The organism is Streptomyces sp. NPDC059166, assembly GCF_042755185.1.
Classification (GTDB): domain Bacteria; phylum Actinomycetota; class Actinomycetes; order Streptomycetales; family Streptomycetaceae; genus Streptomyces.
Genome location: NZ_JBHZCI010000034.1, coordinates 1 through 19,985, shown reverse-complemented (window position 1 = coordinate 19,985; position 19,985 = coordinate 1). Strand labels below are relative to the sequence as shown.

At 70.3% G+C, this 19,985-nt stretch carries 12 protein-coding genes, 1 tRNA gene and 5 pseudogenes; 4 read left to right on the top strand and 14 right to left on the bottom strand.

Annotated elements, in window-relative coordinates; translation table 11 throughout:
* Window positions 1–56: 56 nt before the first annotated feature.
* Window positions 57–1,334 (top strand): M6 family metalloprotease domain-containing protein, encoded by a 1,278-nt coding sequence (locus ACFXOA_RS23895; RefSeq protein WP_385032108.1) that lies wholly within the window; start codon window positions 57–59, stop codon window positions 1,332–1,334.
* 168 nt (window positions 1,335–1,502) lie between these two features.
* Here ACFXOA_RS23895 and ACFXOA_RS23890 read toward each other — a convergent pair whose 3' ends face one another.
* From ACFXOA_RS23890 to ACFXOA_RS23880, 3 genes and pseudogenes are all read right to left on the bottom strand, one after another.
* Complete coding sequence (locus tag ACFXOA_RS23890) at window positions 1,503–3,260, bottom strand: class I adenylate-forming enzyme family protein (protein ID WP_385032106.1); 1,758 nt, start codon at window positions 3,258–3,260, stop codon at window positions 1,503–1,505.
* A gap of 72 nt (window positions 3,261–3,332) precedes the next feature.
* Window positions 3,333–3,461 (bottom strand): annotated as a pseudogene (locus ACFXOA_RS23885) (6-pyruvoyl tetrahydropterin synthase family protein); the annotation flags it as partial.
* Window positions 3,462–3,487: 26 nt separating this feature from the next.
* The gene (locus ACFXOA_RS23880) at window positions 3,488–6,220 is read right to left on the bottom strand and encodes an AAA family ATPase (protein ID WP_385032103.1); all 2,733 of its coding nucleotides are present in this window, start codon (window positions 6,218–6,220) and stop codon (window positions 3,488–3,490) included.
* 654 nt (window positions 6,221–6,874) lie between these two features.
* On the opposite strand from ACFXOA_RS23880, the gene ACFXOA_RS23875 reads away from it, so the two are divergent.
* Window positions 6,875–6,947 (top strand) — tRNA-Arg (locus ACFXOA_RS23875).
* A gap of 71 nt (window positions 6,948–7,018) precedes the next feature.
* On the opposite strand, the pseudogene ACFXOA_RS23870 reads toward ACFXOA_RS23875, so the two are convergent.
* Both ACFXOA_RS23870 and ACFXOA_RS23865 read right to left on the bottom strand, forming a co-directional pair.
* Window positions 7,019–7,213: pseudogene (locus tag ACFXOA_RS23870) on the bottom strand (tyrosine-type recombinase/integrase); the annotation flags it as partial.
* A gap of 101 nt (window positions 7,214–7,314) precedes the next feature.
* The gene (locus tag ACFXOA_RS23865) at window positions 7,315–9,474 is read right to left on the bottom strand and encodes an ATP-binding protein (RefSeq protein WP_385032100.1); all 2,160 of its coding nucleotides are present in this window, start codon (window positions 9,472–9,474) and stop codon (window positions 7,315–7,317) included.
* Between the two features lie 265 nt (window positions 9,475–9,739).
* Here ACFXOA_RS23865 and ACFXOA_RS23860 point away from each other — a divergent pair, with 265 nt between their 5' ends.
* Window positions 9,740–10,162, top strand: a complete 423-nt coding sequence (locus ACFXOA_RS23860) for a hypothetical protein (protein WP_385032097.1) — start codon at window positions 9,740–9,742, stop codon at window positions 10,160–10,162.
* Window positions 10,163–10,378: 216 nt separating this feature from the next.
* On the opposite strand, the pseudogene ACFXOA_RS23855 reads toward ACFXOA_RS23860, so the two are convergent.
* The 9 genes and pseudogenes from ACFXOA_RS23855 to ACFXOA_RS23815 form a co-directional block, all read right to left on the bottom strand.
* Window positions 10,379–10,594, bottom strand: a pseudogene (locus ACFXOA_RS23855) (DUF234 domain-containing protein); the annotation flags it as partial.
* Between the two features lie 68 nt (window positions 10,595–10,662).
* Entirely contained in the window at window positions 10,663–12,861 is a 2,199-nt protein-coding gene (locus ACFXOA_RS23850; protein ID WP_385032094.1) for a phosphocholine-specific phospholipase C, read from the bottom strand.
* A 211-nt stretch (window positions 12,862–13,072) separates the two neighbouring features.
* On the bottom strand, window positions 13,073–13,285 hold the full coding sequence (locus tag ACFXOA_RS23845) for a hypothetical protein (RefSeq protein ID WP_385032091.1): 213 nt from the start codon (window positions 13,283–13,285) through the stop codon (window positions 13,073–13,075).
* A 197-nt stretch (window positions 13,286–13,482) separates the two neighbouring features.
* On the bottom strand, window positions 13,483–14,154 hold the full coding sequence (locus ACFXOA_RS23840) for a potassium-transporting ATPase subunit C (protein ID WP_385032088.1): 672 nt from the start codon (window positions 14,152–14,154) through the stop codon (window positions 13,483–13,485).
* Window positions 14,155–14,159: 5 nt separating this feature from the next.
* A complete protein-coding gene (gene kdpB / locus ACFXOA_RS23835; protein ID WP_385032085.1) occupies window positions 14,160–16,295 on the bottom strand; it encodes a potassium-transporting ATPase subunit KdpB in 2,136 nt (711 codons plus the stop codon).
* Window positions 16,292–17,992, bottom strand: coding sequence for a potassium-transporting ATPase subunit KdpA (kdpA, locus tag ACFXOA_RS23830; RefSeq protein WP_385032082.1), 1,701 nt, complete (start codon window positions 17,990–17,992; stop codon window positions 16,292–16,294). The genes kdpB and kdpA overlap by 4 nt, the downstream gene beginning before the upstream one ends.
* Before the next feature lie 7 nt (window positions 17,993–17,999).
* A complete protein-coding gene (kdpF, locus tag ACFXOA_RS23825; RefSeq protein WP_362540215.1) occupies window positions 18,000–18,089 on the bottom strand; it encodes a K(+)-transporting ATPase subunit F in 90 nt (29 codons plus the stop codon).
* Window positions 18,090–18,318: 229 nt separating this feature from the next.
* A pseudogene (locus ACFXOA_RS23820) lies at window positions 18,319–18,532 on the bottom strand (amino acid permease); the annotation flags it as partial.
* A gap of 185 nt (window positions 18,533–18,717) precedes the next feature.
* The gene (locus tag ACFXOA_RS23815) at window positions 18,718–19,590 is read right to left on the bottom strand and encodes an aminoglycoside phosphotransferase family protein (protein WP_385032079.1); all 873 of its coding nucleotides are present in this window, start codon (window positions 19,588–19,590) and stop codon (window positions 18,718–18,720) included.
* 84 nt (window positions 19,591–19,674) lie between these two features.
* Between ACFXOA_RS23815 and ACFXOA_RS23810 the strand changes: the two are divergent.
* Window positions 19,675–19,890: pseudogene (locus ACFXOA_RS23810) on the top strand (DUF4343 domain-containing protein); the annotation flags it as partial.
* Window positions 19,891–19,985: the final 95 nt, after the last annotated feature.

Genomic DNA, 19,985 nt, shown 5'->3' with positions numbered 1-19,985 from the left:
TGATCGGCAGAGCGCAGTCAGGACCGGCCGGCTGCCGCGGACCGAAGGCGACGCCCATGCAGCAGTCCCGCCACCGGATACGCGGATACCGCCGCCCGCTCGCTCTCGCCGGAGCGACCGCCCTGGTCATCGCCACGATGGCCTCGGCCAGCTCCACCCTCCCGCTCGCCGGTCCCGCCTCCGCCGGACCGGCGGCCGCCCCCCGGGGCACCGGCCTGGCCCCCTGCCGGATACCCGCGGCCATGGGCGTACAGATGTCGGAGGGGATGCCGACCCAGGCCGGCTACGCCCGCTCGACCGGGCGGATCAGAGCCCTCAACCTGATGATCGACTTCCCCGACGCCAAGGCCACCGAGCCCGCCGCCGACCGGCTGGCCGAGTTCTTCCCGCAGACCTCCGACTGGTTCCGCACCAGCTCCTACGGACGCCTCGTCTACCAGCCCGAGACACCCGTGAACGACTGGCTGCGGATGCCCCTGCCGTTCTCCGAGTACGGCATCGAGCGCGGCTCCCCGTACGAACCCGGCTACCGCAAGATGGTCAAGGACCTGGTGGAGATCGCCGACCCCAAGGTCGACTTCTCCGCGTACGACCTGGTCAACGTGCTGGTCACCCCGAACGCCGGTCCCTCGGCGCTGGACACCGTGCTGTCGGTGACCTTCTCCGGCAACGACGACGCCCCCTTCGCCGACGGCATCCCGCTCGCCAACACGTCCTTCGTCTACAGCCGCCAGGACGACGGCTCCGGCTCCTACGCGGAGACCGGCTACCGCGTCCTGCCCCACGAGAACGGCCATGTCTTCGGGCTGCCCGACCTCTACACGATGGAGGGCGGCGGCTCGGTGGGGCACTGGGACATCATGTCCGAGGACTGGGGGGCCAACAACGACCTCCTCGGCTGGCACAAGTGGAAGCTCGGCTGGCTGGACGACGACCAGATCAGCTGCGCCGCCATGCCGGGAACCAGCGAACACCTCCTCGGCCCGCTGGCGACCGAGGGCGGCCCCAAGCTCGTCTTCGTACCGGTGAGCGACCGGTCCGGCTACGCGGTGGAGGTACGGACCGCGGAGGGCAACGACGACGCGGTGTGCCGGCCCGGCGTCCTCATCTACAAGGTGAGCTCCGACGTGGACACCGGCCAGGGGCCGATCTCCGTCGAGGACAGCACCGAGGACAGCGGCGGCTGCACCCGGCGCCCCAACGTCCACGCCGAACTCTCGGACGCCCCGTTCCAGCCCGGCGAGACCTTCACCGACCGGGCCGACGGCGTACGAATATCCGTGCGGGACAAGGACTCCGACGGGAACTACCGGGTGCGGATCACCCGGCCGTGAGGGACTGACGGGTGCGGACCACCCGGCCGTGCGGGTCTGACGGGTACGGACCACCCGGCCGTGAGGGACTGACGGGTACGGACCACCCGGCCGTGAACATCTGCCGGCCGGATCACCCAGCTGTGAACGCCTACTGGTCCGGATCACCCGGTCGTAAGCGTCCGCCCCTCACTCCGGCCGCCCCGGGAACGCATCCCGCAGCTCCCGCTTGAGGAGCTTGCCGGTGGGGTTCCTCGGCAGCGGCTCCTCGGTGACCCGCACCCGGGCCGGCACCTTGAACGCCGCCAGGCTCCGGCCCACATGCTCCCGCAGCGCCTCCGGGGTGACGGCGGAAGACGGGCGCACCCGGACGACCGCCGCGACCTCCTCGCCCAGCACCGGATGCGGCAGGCCGAACACCGCCGCGTCCTCCACGTCGGGGTGGTCGTGCAGTACGCCCTCGACCTCCACGCAGTACACGTTCTCACCACCGCGGATCACCAGGTCCTTGATCCGGTCCACGACGGCGACGCGCCCGTCCCGGACGACGGCGAGATCTCCCGTACGGAACCAGCCGCCGGTGAACGCCGCCCCGGTCGCGGCCTCGTCGCGCCAGTAGCCCCGCACCAGGGACTGCCCACGCAGCCACAGCTCACCCGCCTCGCCCTCCGGCAGCTCCTCCCCCGCCGGTCCCGCGATCCGCACTTCGGTCACCGGCGTCGGGGTACCCACGGACTCCGGGTGCGCCCGGTAGGCGTCACCGAAGTTGGCGAGCACCCCGCCGCTGGTCTCGGTGAGGCCGTAGCCGTTGCGGGGCTCGACGCGCTCCCCGTACCGGGCGGTGATCCCGGCCACCAGCGCGGGAGGGGCGGCCGCGCCGCCCGTGTTCAGCCCGCGCAGCCCCTCCAGCGCGTCACCCGCCCTGTCCGCCGCGGCGAGCAGCTGGAGCGCGGTGGCCGGGACACCCGCGTAGTGCGTGACCCCGTGTTCCCGGATCAGCCGCAGCGCCTCCTCCGCGTCCCACTTCGGCATCAGCACCAGGGTGCCGCCCGCCGACATGGCCGAGTAGAGGCTGGTGAACGCGGCGACATGGAAGAAGGGAAACGTCATCAGCGTGACCGGCACGGGCCCCTGCCCCGGGATGACGCCACGGCCCAGCGCCGAGACGGCTGCCTGGTAGCGCGGATTGAGGGCGGCGCCGGCCTGCGCGAGATGGGTGGCCACGGCCCCTTTCGGCCGCCCGGTGGTACCCGAGGTGTAGATGATCGTCGCGTCGTCCTCGGGCCGGACCTCCACATCGGGCGGAGCGGCGTAAGGGTCGGGCTCCGGCAGGTCGGAGTACCGCTCGCCCCCTTCGGGCAACCCCCCGTCGTGGTGGAAGACGACGAAGCGCGCCCCGGCCTTCCGCCCCCACGCCTCGACCTTGCCCAGCTGCTCACCGTCGACGAGCAGCACCCTCGGCTCGCAGTCGTCGAGGACGGGTGCGAACTCTCCCTCCGTCCACCACGAGTTGAGCGGAACGGCGATCAGGCCGGCCAACTGCGCGGCCCAGAAGGCGATCTGCCACTCGGGGTGATTACGCATCGCCACCACGGCCCGGTCACCGGGGCACAGCCCGTACGTCTCACTGAGGCGTACGGCGAGGGCGGAGGCCGCCGCGAAGAACTCCCCGTACGTACAGACGCGTTCACCGGACACGAGGAACGGCTGCTCACCGAAGGCCCAGGTGGTCTCCACGAACTCCCGCAGGGTGCGGGGGCCGTGCGCGTACACCAGCGGCCCGTGCTCGGCGCGCTCCACCGCGAACGGGGCACCCGGCGCGGTCAGTGACGCCTCGATACGGGCGCGCTCGCCCTCCCCGGGTGCCGGCGCTCGCGGCACACGGCCACGGCTGGGATCGGGCGTACGGCTGGGATCGGGCGTACGGCTGGGATCGGTGTGCGGCACGAACGGCCTCTCCACGTACGGGCTCGGCGACCCGGCGACGCTATGCCCGCACCCCGGACCCGTCAACCATCCCTACGGGCACCCGCGAGGCCGGTACGTCGCCCAGGTCCTGGGTGTCTCGGAGACACGTACGGCGCTCAGCTCCGGCAGCTCGCCCCGCCAGGCGTCGTAGATCCACTTCGCGACGTTCTCGGCGGTGGGGGGCGGCACAGGGCGCGCTTTTCGAACTACACCTCCTCCTGGTCACCGAGCAGGCAGCGATTGAGCGGCACCGCGTCGAGGAACCGAGCACGCAGCACCGGATCTCCGATACTTCCCGCCTTCCGTCGCACCACTTCCCGGGCACGACCGAGCAGAAGACCGGCCTCCTCCGTGTCACCAGCCCGCGCGACAGCGTCTGCGGCCCGGTACAGGACCTCCTCCGTGCGCAGCGCCGGCAGGTCGCCGTGCTCCGCGAGCAACGCCAGGGCCTGCCGGGCGTCACGGGCCGCCAGGTCCGTCCGCTCCTGACGCGTATGGATCCTGCTGCGCAGGATGTACCCGGCGATCTCGCTGCGGACCATGCCGCTCCTGCGGGTGTCGACCAGCGTGTCCTCCGCGAGCCGGGCGGCGAGTTCCAGGCCGCCGCCCGTGTCTAGGAGGATCTCGATGTAGAGGTTGCGCACGATGGGCACCAGGTTGACGAGCCAGGTCCGCCGGGTCTCCGCCCAGGCGTCCTCCGCCAGTTGTACGGCCTCGTCGGCGCGAGAGGGGTCACGTGCGACGACACGGGCGAGAAGGGCCGTGTTGTACGCATGCCATCCGCTGCTGCCGTCACGGCGTTCCTCGAAGTCCAGCGCCTCGCGCAGCACGGTTCGGGCCTCGTCCCAGTCCCCCATGGCCAGGTGGAGCTGAGCAAGGTAGTTCAGCCCGATGGGCAGTTCGGCGTGGAAGGGTTCGCTCCTCAGGCGTTCGATGCACCGCGTGAGCCGCTGACGAGCCTCACCGAGGAGGCCGGTGTCGAAGAGATTGACCCCGATCTGCATCTCGTTGAGGTTCCGGGCGTGCTGAAGGACCGGGTTGCCCGCTTCTCCCAGGTGCGGATCGGAGGCGTACAGCTCCTCTGCCTCGCGCAGCACCCGCAAGCCCGCCTGCAGGTCGCGCTTGGGCAACTGGCGCCCGTACTCGACCATGGCGACGAAGAGGGCGGGCCGCCCCCGTTCACCGCAGTCGCGGGCCCGTTCCACCGCTTCCCGGAGCTTCTCCAGCGAGGGCGCGACCCCGCTGACCGCAAGGAGCGTCTTGCCCCGGAGCAACGTGGTCCGGGCGACGAGCAGTGGATCCCCCAGCCTGTGAGCAGCCTCCTCCGCCTCGGCGGCGAGAGCGTCGATCCCCGCGCTCTCCCGCTCACCCTCGCCGCCCTTCCAGCGCACTTCGGTGAGGCTCAGCAGCAGTTCGATCGCCTCGACGAGCCGTCCGTCCCGCTCGGGATGCCTTCCGGGCAACAGGCGGGCAGAAGCGATAGCGGTGCGGCAGTACCGCTCCGCCTCGACGAACGACAGGTCCTCCACCGCGACGGACCGGGCGAGCTCGTAGTGTGCTTCCGCACTGCGCGCCGCAAGAGCGGGACCTGCCAATCGGTACTGCTCAGCGGCCACCGCCCGCAGCTCCAACGGCCTACGCCCTTCACCACTCACCCGCAGGCGCTCCAGGGCCGACGCGACGGCAGCGTGCCGGCGCAGCCGGACGCCTTCGTCCTGGGCGTGCCGGATACCGGTCTGCAGGACCCGGTGCTCGAAGTCGTACCAGGACGTGTCGAGACCCTGCGCCCACGCCGGGACATCACCCCAGGGGCGGGCTCGGACGAGGCCGTGGTGCCGCTCGATCCCGTACAGGAGGTCCTGGGTCCGGGCATGGGGCAGTCCGGTGACCTCGGCGATCGTGTGCGAGAAGAAGAACTCACCCATCGCCGCACCGACACAGAGTAGTTCGCGCTCCTGGTCGTTCAGGCGCTCGAACCGGTCACGGACCGCGGCGTCGAGCTCCTGCGGCAGGGGAACACGCGTTCCGTGATCCGGCCGCCACAGTCGCAGACACTGCTCGACGAAGACCGGCCGGCCCTTGGTGACCGCGTTCAGTTCCAGAGCGAAGCCGACGGGCAGGGCGTGCCCCCTCAGCCGCTCGTCCACCAGCTGCCCCACTGCCCAGGCGGGCAGTGGTGGGAGGGGGTGCGTCGTCAGCAGGTCCTCGTAGTCACGCTCCCAGCTGCGCAGCAGTTCCCGGACAGCCTGCCCGTTGCCGACGTGAGAGGTGTACTTGCTCAGCCCGAGAACCAGACCGATCGGCTCGTGACGCAGATGCGGCAACAGCATGTGCAGGAACTCGAGAGTGGAGTCGTCGCAGAGCTGTACGTCGTCGATCATCAGCAACAGCGGCTTGCCGTCCCTGGCACGCGTCAGGACGAACTCCACCAGTTGCCGCGTCACCGTGCTCGCCACGGGCTGGAGGCTGTCGCCGGGGATCGTCCCCGTCGCCACGGCGGCCTCGGCGAAGACCCGGCCGGCCGAGAACACCGCGCCCAGCCCCGGCACCGCCAGCGACAGCAGATCCGGCGCCGCCGCGGCCGCCCCACGGCGCATGGTCCGCCCCAGACGTGGAAGCCGCCGCCCGGGGACCGGCGGCTCCAGCGCGAACAACGCGTCACGCACCGGACCGAACGGCCGGCGCGGGCCGATACCCGGGGTGGCATGCACCAGAACCGCCCGACACGGAGCCGCGTTCACCGCTCCGGTCCGCCGATCCCTCGAGGCACCCCCGGGGCGGCTGTTCAGCCGCCGGGTGAACTCCCGCAGCAGCGAGGACTTCCCCATGCCCGACTCGCCCTCGACGATCACCACACCGGGTCGACCCGCGACCAGACGCGACACTGCCTCGTCGAGGAGCCGCAGACTCTCCTCCCGGTCGACGAATACCGCTTCCACCCTGCCCCCTGCCGCTCCGGCGCCGACTGCACCTGCCCCGGGTCATGCTTAACACGACTTACCAGGGCGCGTCATGACGCCTCATCAGGCCATCGCCGGGTCCGCTACGGCTGCTCGGACATCGTGCGCGCCTTCGAGATGGCGCAGCCCACAGGCGTGGCACCGGGCAACGTGCCGCCGCTGAGGACGGCCCACCAGCCACCTGCGGGCCCCCGGGCCGCTTCAGCAGCTCCATCGGCCGTACGCCCACCCGGCGGCCCGGTGGCCCGGTGGCCCGGTGACTCACAGTCCCCGGCCGGGAGAACACCCATCGCGCCTGGTGCACGCGAGACCGGCGGGCCCTCCGCATTCGTGGCGCACCCCACCCCTCGCGGCCCGGTCCGCTCACACCCTCAGACCGGGACCCGGAGCTCCAGGCCCCGGGACGGCACCCCTCGGGACTGCCGCCCCGGCCCGACACCTCTCGGACCCCGGGTCCCGGCTGCGGGCCGGAGAACACGGGGTGTGGCCGCGATGCGGATCCCGCGCGACCCGTTACACTGTCGGCGGTGGCCCAGACCTCACCGGCCTGCCCACCACAACTCTGTCGGCAGCAATCCCGAAGCCCACCGGCCAACCGCACCGGGCTTCGAGACCCGCTTCCGCCAGATCCCCGCCTTCGTAGCTCAGGGGATAGAGCACCGCTCTCCTAAAGCGGGTGTCGCAGGTTCGAATCCTGCCGGGGGCACAAGGGAAAAGGCCACCTAGGAACGTTCCTAGGTGGCCTTTGACATCTACTTCTGACATCAACGGCAGCGATCACTCACGGCCGGGCCGCCTCTTGAGCAGCCGGTCCATGTGACTGATCGCCTCGCGCTGCGTGTCCTGGACGACGTGTGTGTAGACATCCATCGTGATGCTGATCTGGCTGTGGCCGAGGATCTCCATCACGACGCGGGGAGCCACCCCGGCTGCGGTCAGGATCGTAGCGCAGCCGTGCCGGACATCGTGCAGGAGCGGAGTCAACGTCCTTGAACTCGCCAACCCTCGTTTCCAAGGCCTTCTTGATCGAAGGGAGATTGTCGTGTCGGCCGCCCCTCACCGCTTGTCCGCCGCTACCCCTCGTCGAAACGGGCTTCCACCCGGCCCAACGCCTCCCGCACCGGTTGCAGGTTCGGCACCCCCGCCTCGATGAAGAAGTCGCGGGCCCTCAGCAGACGATCCCGGGCAGTGGTCAGGTCGCCGAGTCCTTCCGCAGCCTGGCCCCAGGCCATCATGATGCGGGCCCGGTACTGGCTCGAGCCGGAGTCCTCCATGACGGTCCAAGCGGCCCGAGCGAGTTCAAGTGCCTCGGACGCACGGCCGGCGCGGGTCAACGCTTCGGCGAGATACACACGGCTCATCGCCAGCACAGGAGGGTCGGACAGCCTCGCAGCCAGTTCACACGCCCGTTCCAGCACGTCGACCGCCGGACCGGTGTGGCCGGCCGCGTGGTGCGCCGACCCCAAGAGCCTCTGGGCCAGGGCCTCACTGCGGACCTGTCCCGCCCGGTGGTCGACCTCCACCGCCTGCCGCAACATCTCGATCGCGTCGCCGAACCGACCCAGGGCGCGCGAGGCCATCCCCATCAGCTGGAGCGCCGCGGACTCAGCAAGTTCGTGCCCTGCGGCCCGCGCCGCGGCCAACGCGGCCCCGCCTTCCCGAAGGGCCTCTTCCGACTGGGCCAGATTGTGGAAGGCAACCCCCCGCCGGTGGTGCATCCGAGACCTCGCGGCCTCGTCACCACACCTGTCCGCCGCCTCGATGCCCATCCCGTAGGCGTCGATCCAGTCCTGGTAGTGCTTGCGGTACAGGAACAGCGAATACATCGCCTCACACAGCTGCCAGACCAGCTGGTCCAAGCCGCACTCGCTCGCGGCCCGCAACACCGCCATGAGATTGGGAAGTTCGGGCTCCAGGCTGTCCAGTGCCTCAAGGCCGGTCGCGAAGACGACCTCCCCCTCGGCGTCGCGCCCGTACGCCGGACCCACATGCCATTCCCCGGGCATCACCACGCGACTGGCCGCCACCGCCACACTGAGACAGTGTTCCGCGATGCGCTCGAGCACGGCACGAGCCTCGCCGTCGCCGCCCTCCGCGGCTGCACGCCCATGGGCGTGCAGCCGGACCAGGTCATGAAAGCGGTATTTGTCGATCCCCCGGTCCTCCAGCACGCTGGCGTCCACCAACGAATCCAGCACCTCGGCGGTTTCCTCGACGGGCAGCTCAAGCACCGCGGCGGCCAGCCCGGGGCCGAAGTCGGGACCGGGGTGAAGGGCCAGCAGCCGGTACGCACGTGCCTGCCCCGCGGACAGCCCTTCGTACGAGACGTCGAACACGCTCGACACCGACAGCCCCTCGTCGGCCGACAGCGCCGCCAGCCGCCGCTGTTCATCAGCCAGTTCCCGAACCAGGCGGGCGACTGGCCAGCGCGGACGCAAGGCGAGCCGCGCGCCCACCACGGACAGGGCGATCGGGAGCCGGCCGCACAGCCTCGCCAGATCCCCGACCTGCTGCCCCTCGGCGTCCCCTCTGGTCCGGCCCACCGCGCGTACGAGCAGCTCCACCGCATGCTCCTGCGACAGGGCCGCGACCTCGACCAGCGAGCCGCCCCGGGCCAGGACCCCGGCCAGCCGCAGGCGGCTCGTCATCAGGACCATGCCACCGGCGGATCCCGGCATCAGAGGGGCGACCTGGGCAGCGGAGGTAACGTTGTCCAGCAGTACCAGCAGCCGAGACTGGGCCGTCAACGACCGGTAAAGCGACGCCTGTTCCGCCATCTCGACCGGCATCTGCTCCGGCGCCACACCCAATGCGCGCAGGAAGCCGCTCAGCACCTGCCCCGGCTCCACCGGCCTCTCCGGCCGGAACCCACCGAAGTCTGCATACAACTGGCCGTCCGGGAAATGGTCCGTCGTGCGGGCACCCCAAAAGGAGGCCAATGCCGTCTTACCGGCGCCCCCAGGACCAGTGAGCAGCACCAGCGGTGGAGCGCCCTCCGCCCGCCCGGCCCATACCTCGTCGAGCAGCCGGGCCTCGGCGGCCCGGTTGGTGAAATGCGCCGGAACGGGCGGAAGCTGCCTCGGCACCACACGCGTGAGTGTCGGGTGATGGACGTGCACACCGCCGTGGATCGCCCCAGCCTGCACACTCACACCGAACGACCCACCGGAAATCGTATTGCCCACCGCGATCCCGGTCCCCTCCGGAGCTCCCGCGGCATCCAGCCCACCCATGCTCCCACCCCCTGGCACCCGGCCGGTCGGACAACTCGCTCCTCCGACCTTATGCGTAGACGGCCCCTGGTTGTGAGGTGCGCGAGAGGTCGGTTGGACTGACGTCCGGTGCCGTGCAGATGCTGGTGCTGCTCTCCGATGCTTTCGGCGCGGACAACCATGTCAGGCCGCGGCACGGGCAACAGATGTGCCGGAACCACTCCGTCACTCCATGCCGCAGGCCTAAGGTGTGAAGATCAGACACGAACCCGGGGGGAGTCCTGACATGGACCCGATCACGGCAGCGGCACTCGCAGCACTGGCCGGCGCACTCGGCAGTGAAGCCGGACGCCAGACGTGGCAAGGACTCACCGAGCTGGTACGGCGCCCGTTTCGACGCAGCGCTGAACAGGACGGATCACCTCTGATCAGTTCTGGTGAGCTGGAGGTAGCCGCGCTGGAGGCCAACCCGGCCGACCCTGTGCCCGCGCAGGCGCTGGCGACAGCTCTTGGCGTACGAGCCGCCCTGGACCGGGAGTTCCGAACACGGCTCGACGAGTGGTGGCAACACGCGCAGACCAGCTCGGGCGCTGAGGTACACAACAGCATCAGCGGTGGGACGCAGAACGGCCCGGTACTTCAAGGCCATGACTTCTCCAGCCTCACTTTCAACCTGCCCCCCGCTCCGCCTACTGCCGGCGAGAAGTAGAAGCTGCGGCCGAATCGAGCTGCTCAACCATCGGACGTCGCACCCAACTGCAACTGCCGTCAAAGTACGCCTGTCCCGCCCGTCCCATCGATGCGCTTGCGGACGCGATCCCATACGGACGCCGTCTGCACATGAGCGCAAGGCGAAGGATCTCTCAGCGATCCGGACCACGTTCACATGGGCAGCTCCAGGCTTCAAGCAGGACGGGCACGACTACCGCGCGGTGAGCATCGTGTCTCGGCCCACGATGTCGATCTCCACGTCGTTGGTCCGGGTCCAACAACCGCCGACGGCGGGGGCGGCGGGAAGATGCGCGTCGGGCAGCAGCCGTGCCAGCGCCTCACGCACCAGAGGTTGGACAGCCCTGCCACGCCAGCTGGTCCAGCTCTCGCGGATGCGCTCCAGCGTCAGGTCTCCCCGGCCTCGCTCGACAACCGTCTGAGCATCCCCCCGCATTCCCGTCCGACCTGCACGGCTGACCGGCCGGCACCGGCGCCGCCTCACTCCGTGCCGGCTCGGGACCTCCCCGGCTGCAGGTGGGCGGCCATGGCCGGGTCGCTGATGCCGTCCCGGCCGGTCTCCACGCGGCCGGCGAAGCGGTGCTCTGCGGGCGAGCCGTCGGTGGTGACCGTGAAGTCGTACCAGTCACCGCTGGTCCACAGCGGCCAGCGCTTGTGGACCTCCCTGCGGGGCCCGACGTGCACCGCCCGCGGCCCTGCGAAGCGATAGGCGTGGGGCTCGACCCGGAGCATGATCCCTCGTGCGCCCGGGTTGCGGACCGTGAGGACGACGGACTTCGCCGCACGGTCGTAGCGGAGTTCCAGGGAGGGCGTGACGGGCGCGTCGGTGCTCCCCGTGAAGGAGCGGAAGAAGCCGCCCGGGCCGTGGACCTCGAGGTCGTAGGCGCCGGAGTCGGCGTCGGTGGGTGTCCACACGTCGGTGAGCTGTCTGCCGGGCTCGACGGTGTACCGGCGTGGGATCCGGTCGAGGTGGTGCCTGTCGTAGACGTGGAAGACGGCCCCCTTGCCCCCGGTGTTGAGGAACCGGAGCTCCACCGTGCCGGCCTCGCGGTCCACGGAGGCGTCGGTGTGCAGTTCGTAGGGCAGCGCACGCGAATAGCGGGGGCCGGGCTCCTGGAAGAGCGGTTCCGGTGCCGCCGGTGCCTTCGGGGCCGGGAGGGTTCGCTGTTCGGCGTCGGAGTCGGCCCAGTTGCTCTGGTCCGGGAGGTCGGGGAAGCGGCGCTCGTTGGGGTGCCTGAAGTCGAAGGCCGAGGTGAGGTCGCCGGAGATCGCCCGGTGCCAGGGACTGATGGTGTCCAGCTCGATGTCGAAGCGCTGCTCCAGGAACATGCCCACCGACGTGTGGTCGAAGACCTCCGAGGACACCCAGCCGCCCCTGCTCCAGGGGGACACGGCGTAGAGCGGCACCCGTGGGCCGAGCCCCCAGGGCCGTGTCGTTCCGGTCACGGTGTCCTGCGGCTTGAGCCACTTCGCCGGATCGGCGGAGGCGTCGAAGTACTCGCCGTCCAGGGGGATCGTCGACTTGCCGGCGAGGCTGCCGTCGAGGTTGTACGAGGGGACGGCCGGTGCGGGGACGTGGTCGAAGAGGCCGTCGTTCTCGTCGAAGGTCAGCAGGAAGACGGTCTTGCTCCACACCTCGGGGTTGGCGGTCAGCGCGTCCAGCACATCCGCCGTGAAGTTGCCGCCGTGCGTCGGGCTGGAGCCGGCTCCGGGGTGCTCGGAGTTCGACGCGGTGGTCAGCACCCAGGAGACCTGCGGGAGCGTGTCGTTGCGTACGTCCTCGCGGAGGCGGTCGAGGAAGTCGGGGCCACCGGTCATGCCGTGCTCGTAGACCGGGGTTCCGGGCCGCGCGGTCCGGAAGCTCTCGAAGGCCAGGCAACCGTGCATCGCACCTGTCCAGTTGTCGTTCATGTCCTGGTAGATGTGCCAGCTGACACCGGCTCGTTCCAGCACGTCGGGGAGGGTGTCCCAGGTGAAGGCGTTGCTCGCGTACGTATAGGTCTGCGGCCAGGCATCGGGCACCCACTTGCCCTTGATCCAGCTACGGAGATTGTTCGGCTCGGACTGGTCGTCCTTGGGGTTGACGCCCTGGCGGCCGAGCTCGGGGTTGAAGTTGGAGCCGGACCAGAACGTGATGCGGTTGGGGTCGGTCCCGGTGGTGACGGAGCAGTGGTACGCGTCGCAGATGGTGAACGCCTCGGCGAGAGCGAACTGGAAGGGGATGTCGTCACGCCGGTAGTACCCCATGGAGTACTCGGACTTGAACTTCGGCCAGAAGCCGAGCTTTCCCTGATTCCAGGCGGCCTGCGCGTCGGAGAAGGAGTGAGGGGTGCTGGGGACGAGAAGCGCACTGGAACGTGCCGGGTCGAGGTGGTAGGGCGGGATCTCCCTGGAGCCGTCGGACTGGTACCAGACGGGCTTCCCGCTCTCCAGCGGAATCGGGAAGCGGTCACCGAAGCCGCGTACTCCTCGCATCGAGCCGAAGTAGTGGTTGAAGCCCCGGTTCTCCTGCATCAGGATCACCACGTGCTCGACGTCCTTGATGGTCCCCGTGCGCACCGCGGCGTCGACGGCGAGCGCGCGGCCGATGGAGGTGGGCAGCGCGGAGGCGGCGGCTGCCGCGCCGAGGGTCGTCGCGGATCTGCGGAGGAAGTCACGTCGGGTGCTGGCGGAACTCATGGCAGCTTCTCTCCTTGGCGCGGCGGTGAGGACAGGAACTGCCGGGCACAGGGTTCTGCCTGCTGCGGCGACAGCCACCGCACCTTAGGGAGGCGGAAATGACACCTCGTACGCCGGAGACGGAAGACGGCATGAACGGCACCTGGCCGGAAGCGCGGCTCACGGCATTACGGGACCGAAGGAGGCGAGAAGTCGACGGCCGCTGCCCGCGTCACCGCGCCGGGCTGCGCAGCCGGGTCATCGCGCGGTGCAGGTCGTCGAAGGCCTGTTGCTCGTCGCGGGGGCTGTAGCGGCGGGCGGGCAGTATGCGTTCGCGGGACCTGCGGATCCGGGCGTAGGCGTGGAAGCGGGTGAGGACCTCCTCGACCACGCACTCGGGTGGCATGGACGTGGCATGGGGCTCCGCGCTCTCCGGGGCCGGCATCTCTGCTCCCTGTTCATGTCGAATCATGGTGCGTCGGATGGAGGGTGGACGGGCACCGGCCGCGGGTATCGCGCTCGGCCCTTCCCCGACCCGCCGCCCCGCTCCCCTGCTCGCGCCCTGACACGAGCGGAGGGGCGGGGAGGGGCGGGGCGGGGCGGGTAGGGGGAATCGGGCTCGCTTTCCTTCGCTTGACCCGCTCACCGCCCGGCTACGAGCGCCTTGAGGGCAGTGTTCAGTTCGAGGACGTTGACCCGGGGTTCGCCGAGGAAGCCGAGTTGGCGGCCGTCGGTGTGGGCGTCGACGAGCTTGCCGACCTGCGCGGCGGACAGGCCGTTCCGCTCGGCGACGCGGTGCACCTGGATCTCCGCGTACTGCGGTGAGATGTCCGGGTCGAGTCCCGAGCCGGAGGAGGTGACCGCGTCGGCGGGTACGTCGGCGGGGTTCACGGTGTAGCCGTCGACGGAGTTGTCCTTGATGACGGCGGCCTTGGCGTCCTTGACCCACTGGACCAACTCCGCGTTGTCGGCGGCCCGGTTGGTGGCTCCGGAGAGTATGAGCTCGTACCGGGTGTTGACGCTGTTGGTGCCCAGCCCGTTGGCCGGTCGGCCCTGGAACCACTTGAGGTCCGGTTCCGGGGTCTCCTGGCCGCCTTTCAGCGGCAGGTCGTACGCCTGGCCGATCAGGGAGGAGCCGACGACCTTGCCGTCGGCGGCCGTGATCTCGGAGCCGTTCGCCCGGTCGGGGAAGAGTCCTTGGCCGATGCCGGTGACGGCGAGGGGGTAGAGGACGCCCGTCACCAGGGTGAGGACGAGCAGGGCGCGCAGGCCGGCGCCGAGCAGCCGGGCGGTGTTGGTCACTGAGGTGTTCATGGCGTTCAGCCGATCCCGGGGATGAGGGAGATGAGCATGTCGATGATCTTGATGCCGATGAAGGGGGCGACCAGCCCGCCGAGGCCGTAGACCGTGAGGTTGCGGCGGAGCATCCGGTCCGCGCTCATCGGCCGGTACCGGACGCCCCTGAGGGCGAGGGGCACCAGCGCGACGATGATCAGCGCGTTGAAGACGACCGCGGAGAGGATCGCGGAGTCCGGGGAGGTCAGTCCCATGATGTTGAGCTTGTCCAGCCCCGGGTACACCGCCGCGAACAGCGCCGGGATGATCGCGAAGTACTTGGCGACGTCGTTGGCGATGGAGAAGGTGGTCAACGCGCCCCTCGTGATGAGGAGTTGCTTGCCGATCCCGACGATCTCGATGAGCTTGGTCGGGTCGGAGTCGAGGTCGACCATGTTGCCGGCCTCCTTCGCCGCCGACGTGCCGGTGTTCATCGCCACGCCGACGTCCGCCTGGGCGAGCGCGGGCGCGTCGTTGGTGCCGTCGCCGGTCATCGCGACGAGTTTCCCGCCGGCCTGCTCCCGCTTGATCAGCGCCATCTTGTCCTCCGGGGTGGCCTCGGCGAGGAAGTCGTCCACGCCGGCCTCCTCCGCGATGGCCTTGGCCGTCAGGGGGTTGTCGCCCGTGATCATGACGGTCCTGATGCCCATGCGGCGGAGTTCGTCGAACCGTTCGCGCATGCCGTCCTTCACGACGTCCTTGAGGTGGATCACCCCGAGCACGCGGGCCCCCTCGGTGTCCTCGACGGCGACGAGCAGCGGTGTGCCGCCTTCCTCGGAGATGCGGTGCGCGGCCTCCTCCGCGCCGGTGTCGACGGTGCCGCCACGCTCCTGGACCCAGGCGATGACGGAACCGGCCGCTCCCTTGCGGACCTTGCGGCCGTCCACGTCCACGCCGGACATGCGGGTCTGCGCGGTGAAGGCGATCCAGTCGGCCCCCACCAGCTCGCCCTGGTGGCGTTCGCGGAGCCCGTACCGTTCCTTGGCCAGGACGACGACGGAACGGCCCTCGGGCGTCTCGTCGGCCAGCGAGGAGAGCTGTGCGGCGTCCGCGACCTCCGTCTCGGTGGTGCCTCGTACCGGTACGAACGCGGCGGCCTGACGGTTGCCGAGCGTGATGGTGCCGGTCTTGTCCAGCAGCAGGGTCGAGACGTCGCCGGCGGCCTCGACCGCACGGCCCGACATGGCCAGCACGTTGCGCTGCACCAGGCGGTCCATGCCCGCGATGCCGATGGCGGAGAGCAGGGCGCCGATCGTCGTCGGGATCAGGCAGACCAGCAGCGCCACCAGCACCACCATGGTCAGGTGTGTGCCGGCGTGGTCCGCGAAGGGCGGCAGGGTGGCGCACGCCAGCAGGAAGACGACGGTCAGCGAGGCGAGCAGGATGTTCAGCGCGATCTCGTTGGGGGTCTTCTGCCGGGCGGCGCCCTCCACCAGGTTGATCATCCGGTCGATGAAGGTCTCGCCCGGCTTGGTGGTGATCCTGACGACGATGCGGTCGGAGAGCACCTTCGTACCGCCGGTGACCGCCGAACGGTCGCCGCCGGACTCCCGGATCACCGGTGCGGACTCGCCGGTGATGGCCGACTCGTCCACGGACGCGACGCCCTCGACGACGTCCCCGTCGCCGGGGATGACATCGCCCGCCTCGCAGACGACCTGGTCTCCGACCCGCAGGTCGGTACCCGGTATCCGCTCCTCACGGCCGTCCACCACCCGGCGGGCGACGGTGTCGGTCTTCGCCTTGCGCAGGGTGTCGGCCTGCGCCTTGCCGCGGCCCTCGGCCACCGCTTCCGCCAGGTTGGCGAAGATCACGGTGAGCCAGAGCCAGGCGCTGATGGCCCAGCCGAACCAGTCGCCGGGGTCCTTGAAGGCGAAGACCGTCGTCAGGACGGATCCGACCAGGACGACGAACATGACGGGCGACTTGACCATCACCCGGGGATCGAGCTTGCGGAAGGCGCCGGGCAGCGACGTGACGAGCTGCGCCGGGTCGAAGAGGCCCGCGCCGACCCGTCCTTCCGTGGTGGCGGGGGTGCTGTGCGGCTCCCGCGCCTCGCTGATGGCGGAGGTGACCCCTGTGGACATCGTGTCCTCGTGCTTCTGCGTGTCGGTGTTCATGCCGCCAACCCCTCGGCGAGCGGTCCCAGCGCGAGGGCCGGGAAGTAGGTGAGACCGGTGATGATCAGGACCGCGCCCACCAGGAGGCCGGTGAAGAGCGGCTTCTCGGTGCGCAGGGTGCCGGCGGTGACCGGTACGGGTTTCTGCCCGGCGAGCGAGCCCGCCAGGGCCAGGACGAAGACCATCGGCAGGAAACGTCCGAGCAGCATGGCCAGCCCCAGGGTGGTGTTGAACCACTGGGTGTCGGCGTTCAGGCCGGCGAAGGCGGAGCCGTTGTTGTTCGACGCCGAGGTGTAGGCGTAGAGGATCTCGGAGAAGCCGTGCGCCCCGCTGTTGGTCATCGAGTCACCGGGGGTGGGCAGGGCCATCGCCGCTGCGGTGAAGGTCAGCACCAGCGCCGGGGTGATCAGGATGTAGCAGGCGGCGAACTTGATCTCCCGGGTGCCGATCTTCCTGCCCAGGTACTCCGGCGTGCGGCCGACCATCAGTCCCGCGATGAACACCGCGATGACCGCCATGATCAGCATGCCGTAGAGACCGGACCCGACCCCGCCGGGCGCGATCTCGCCGAGCATCATGCCGAGCATGGTGATACCGCCTCCGAGCCCGGTGAGGGAGGAGTGGAAGGAGTCCACGGCGCCGGTGGAGGTCAGGGTGGTCGACACCGCGAAGATCGACGATCCGCCGATCCCGAAGCGGAGCTCCTTGCCCTCCATCGCGCCGCCCGCGAGGTCCAGGGCCGTTCCGTGGTGGGAGAACTCGGTCCACATCATCAGGGCGACGAAGCCGACCCAGATGGATGCCATGGCGGCCAGGATCGCGTACCCCTGGCGGACCGAACCGGCCATGAGGCCGAAGGTCCGGGTCAGGGCGAACGGGATCAGCAGGATCAGGAAGATCTCGAAGAGGTTGGTGAAGGGGGTGGGGTTCTCGAAGGGGTGGGCGCTGTTGGCGTTGAAGTAGCCGCCGCCGTTGGTGCCCAGCTCCTTGATGGCCTCCTGGGAGGCGACCGCGCCGCCGTTCCACTCCTGGCTGCCGCCCATGAACTGGCCGACCTCGTGGATGCCGGAGAAGTTCTGGATCGCGCCGCAGGCCACCAGGACCACGGCGGAGACCGCCGCGATCGGGACCAGGATGCGGACGACGCCCCGGACCAGGTCGGCCCAGAAGTTGCCCAGTTCACCGTTGCGGGCGGGGGCGCCCGCGTCCACGCCCCGTCGGGAGCGGTGGAGGGAGAACCCGCGTACGAGGGCGATGGCGACGGCCATGCCCACGGCGGCGGAGACGAAGTTCTGCACGGCCAGTCCGGCGGTCTGGACGACGTGGCCCATGGCCTGTTCGCCGTAGTACGACTGCCAGTTGGTGTTCGTCACGAAGGACACGGCCGTGTTGAAGGCCTGGTCGGGGTCGATCGAGGCGAAGCCGAGCGAGCCGGGCAGTACGCCCTGGAGCCGCTGCAGCAGGTAGAGGAAGAGGACACCGGCGAAGGAGAAGGCCAGCACGCCGCGCAGGTAGGCGGGCCAGCGCATGGCCGCGTCGGGGTCGGCGCCGATGGCCTTGTAGATCCACTTCTCGACGCGCCAGTGCGTGTCCGAGGTGTAGACCCTGGCCATGTACGTGCCGAGGGGGATGTAGGCGAGTGCCAGCGCGGCTGCCAGAGCGAGCAGCTGGAGCACTCCGGCGAGGACGGGGCTCATGACGCTCTCAGAACCTCTCCGGGTAGATCAGGGCGAGGACGAGATAGCCCAGCAGGGCGACGGCCACGATCAGGCCGACCACGTTGTCCACGGTCACAGCTTCGTCACTCCCTTGGCGACGAGAGCCACGAGCGCGAAGACCGCGATCGTGACGACGACGAAGGCCACGTCGGCCATCACGTGCTCCTAGTGGGATGAGATGCGGGGGAATGGGATGAGATGTGGCGGAAGAGGATCCGACATACAGAGGAAAGCCCCTCCGGGGCCGGATGCCGCCGCCGTTGATGGCTCCCTTACGGCGGCGGGGGCGGCCTTGATGCTTCTCTGACGGTGGGCACGATGAAGAGCCGCGCCGAATCGGCGATGCCCCGCAGGTTCACAGCGGTGATCAGACCGAGCACGGCGGGACAGAGCCGGAGCCGGTCCTCGTGGAGGGTGGGGAAGGCCGAGGTCAGCGGGACGACACCCAGGTCAGCGGGGCGACACCGGCGGTCACGGCGACGGCCACGTCGAGAGCGCGTATTGGAGGACCAGCGACGCGCGGCAATCCCGCTATGACCGGGACGACCTCACCGGGTCTGCGGGGCACGGTGCCTAGGTACGCGGGGCACCCGGCCGCAATTGGTGACAGCGCCGCACGCGCTCACGGAGTCGTCGCGTCCCGCCGCCCCCGGGCACGGCCCCGGGGCTGAAGCGTGCCGAGCCCCCAGCGCCACCGCTGTCCCTCAGTTGTCGCCCTCGTCGAGGATCTCGCCGATCACGTGCCTCGCCGTCGCGGCCATCACCGGGTTCGACGTCCGGTAGTACGAGAGCTCCATGAGCGCGATGGACAGGGCCCAGCCCCGGCCACGCGCCCACTGCGCCCCGTCCGCTCCCGTCCGTGCCCGGAAGACCCGCCGCGTCACGGCCGGCAGCAGGTACCACCCCGCGATCAGATCGACCGCGGGGTCGGCCAGGCCCATGCAGCCGAAGTCGATGACCGCGCCGAGCCTGCCCTCCGAGACCAGTACGTTGCCGGGTTGCAGGTCACCGTGGACCCATACCGGTGGGCCCTGCGGGGCGGGGGCGGCCAGCGCGGCGGCCCAGACGGCGGCCGCCGCACGGGTGTCGACGACGCCGTGCAGCGCGTCCAGGGCTTCCCCGGTGGCGGCGTCCCGCGCACCGAGAGGCTCGCTGCGGTAGGCGGGCGGACCATCGGTGGTGTCGATGCTTCGCAGCCTGAGGACGAACTCCGCCAGGGCGACGGCGAACGGGGCGTCCCCCGTGCCCGCGGCCGGGTTGTCGCCCTCGATCCAGCGGCAGACCGACCAGTGGAACGGGTAGCCCTCGGCGGGCGTTCCCAGGGCCAGCGGGACGGGAACGGCCAGGGGAAGGTGCTGGGCGAGGAGCGGCAGCCAACGGCGTTCGGACACCGCGTCCCGCGAACCGCCCTCGGCCTGGGGCAGCCGTACGGCCAGATCGTCCCCCAGCCGGTAGACGGCGTTGACCGTCCCGTTCGAGGCGATCCGCCGGACGGGAAGTCCCGCCCAGGCGGGGAACTGGGCCGCGAGCAGGCGGCGTACGAGCTTGGTGCCGGTGTCCGTCTCCTTGGCGTGCATCCGTTCATGAAAGCCGGACCGGCCACGGGATGTCGACCAGAATCCGGTGGGCCGACCGCCTCCGCTGCGGCAGGATCCGGGCCCATGACCCTCGTGCTCCCGCCCCGTCTCACCGCCTCCGCCCGGACTCTCGCCGACACGGCCGAGCGACGGGGGCTGCCTGTGGTGCGGTTGACGGACCACACGGTTCCGGCGGGCCTGTCCGTCGCCGTCCCCCGTGCGCGCGCCCATCTGCACGCGGGTCCTACGTTCGCCGACGCCGTCGCCCCCGCGCTGGGCATCGCGCCGCTCGAAGCGCCCCCCCCGTTATGTTTTCTGCGGCTCCGCAATGGGGCCGCTGGCCTCCGGGCCTGGCATGACTGTGTCCCCCTGTCGAACGGATGACCTGGGGGGTG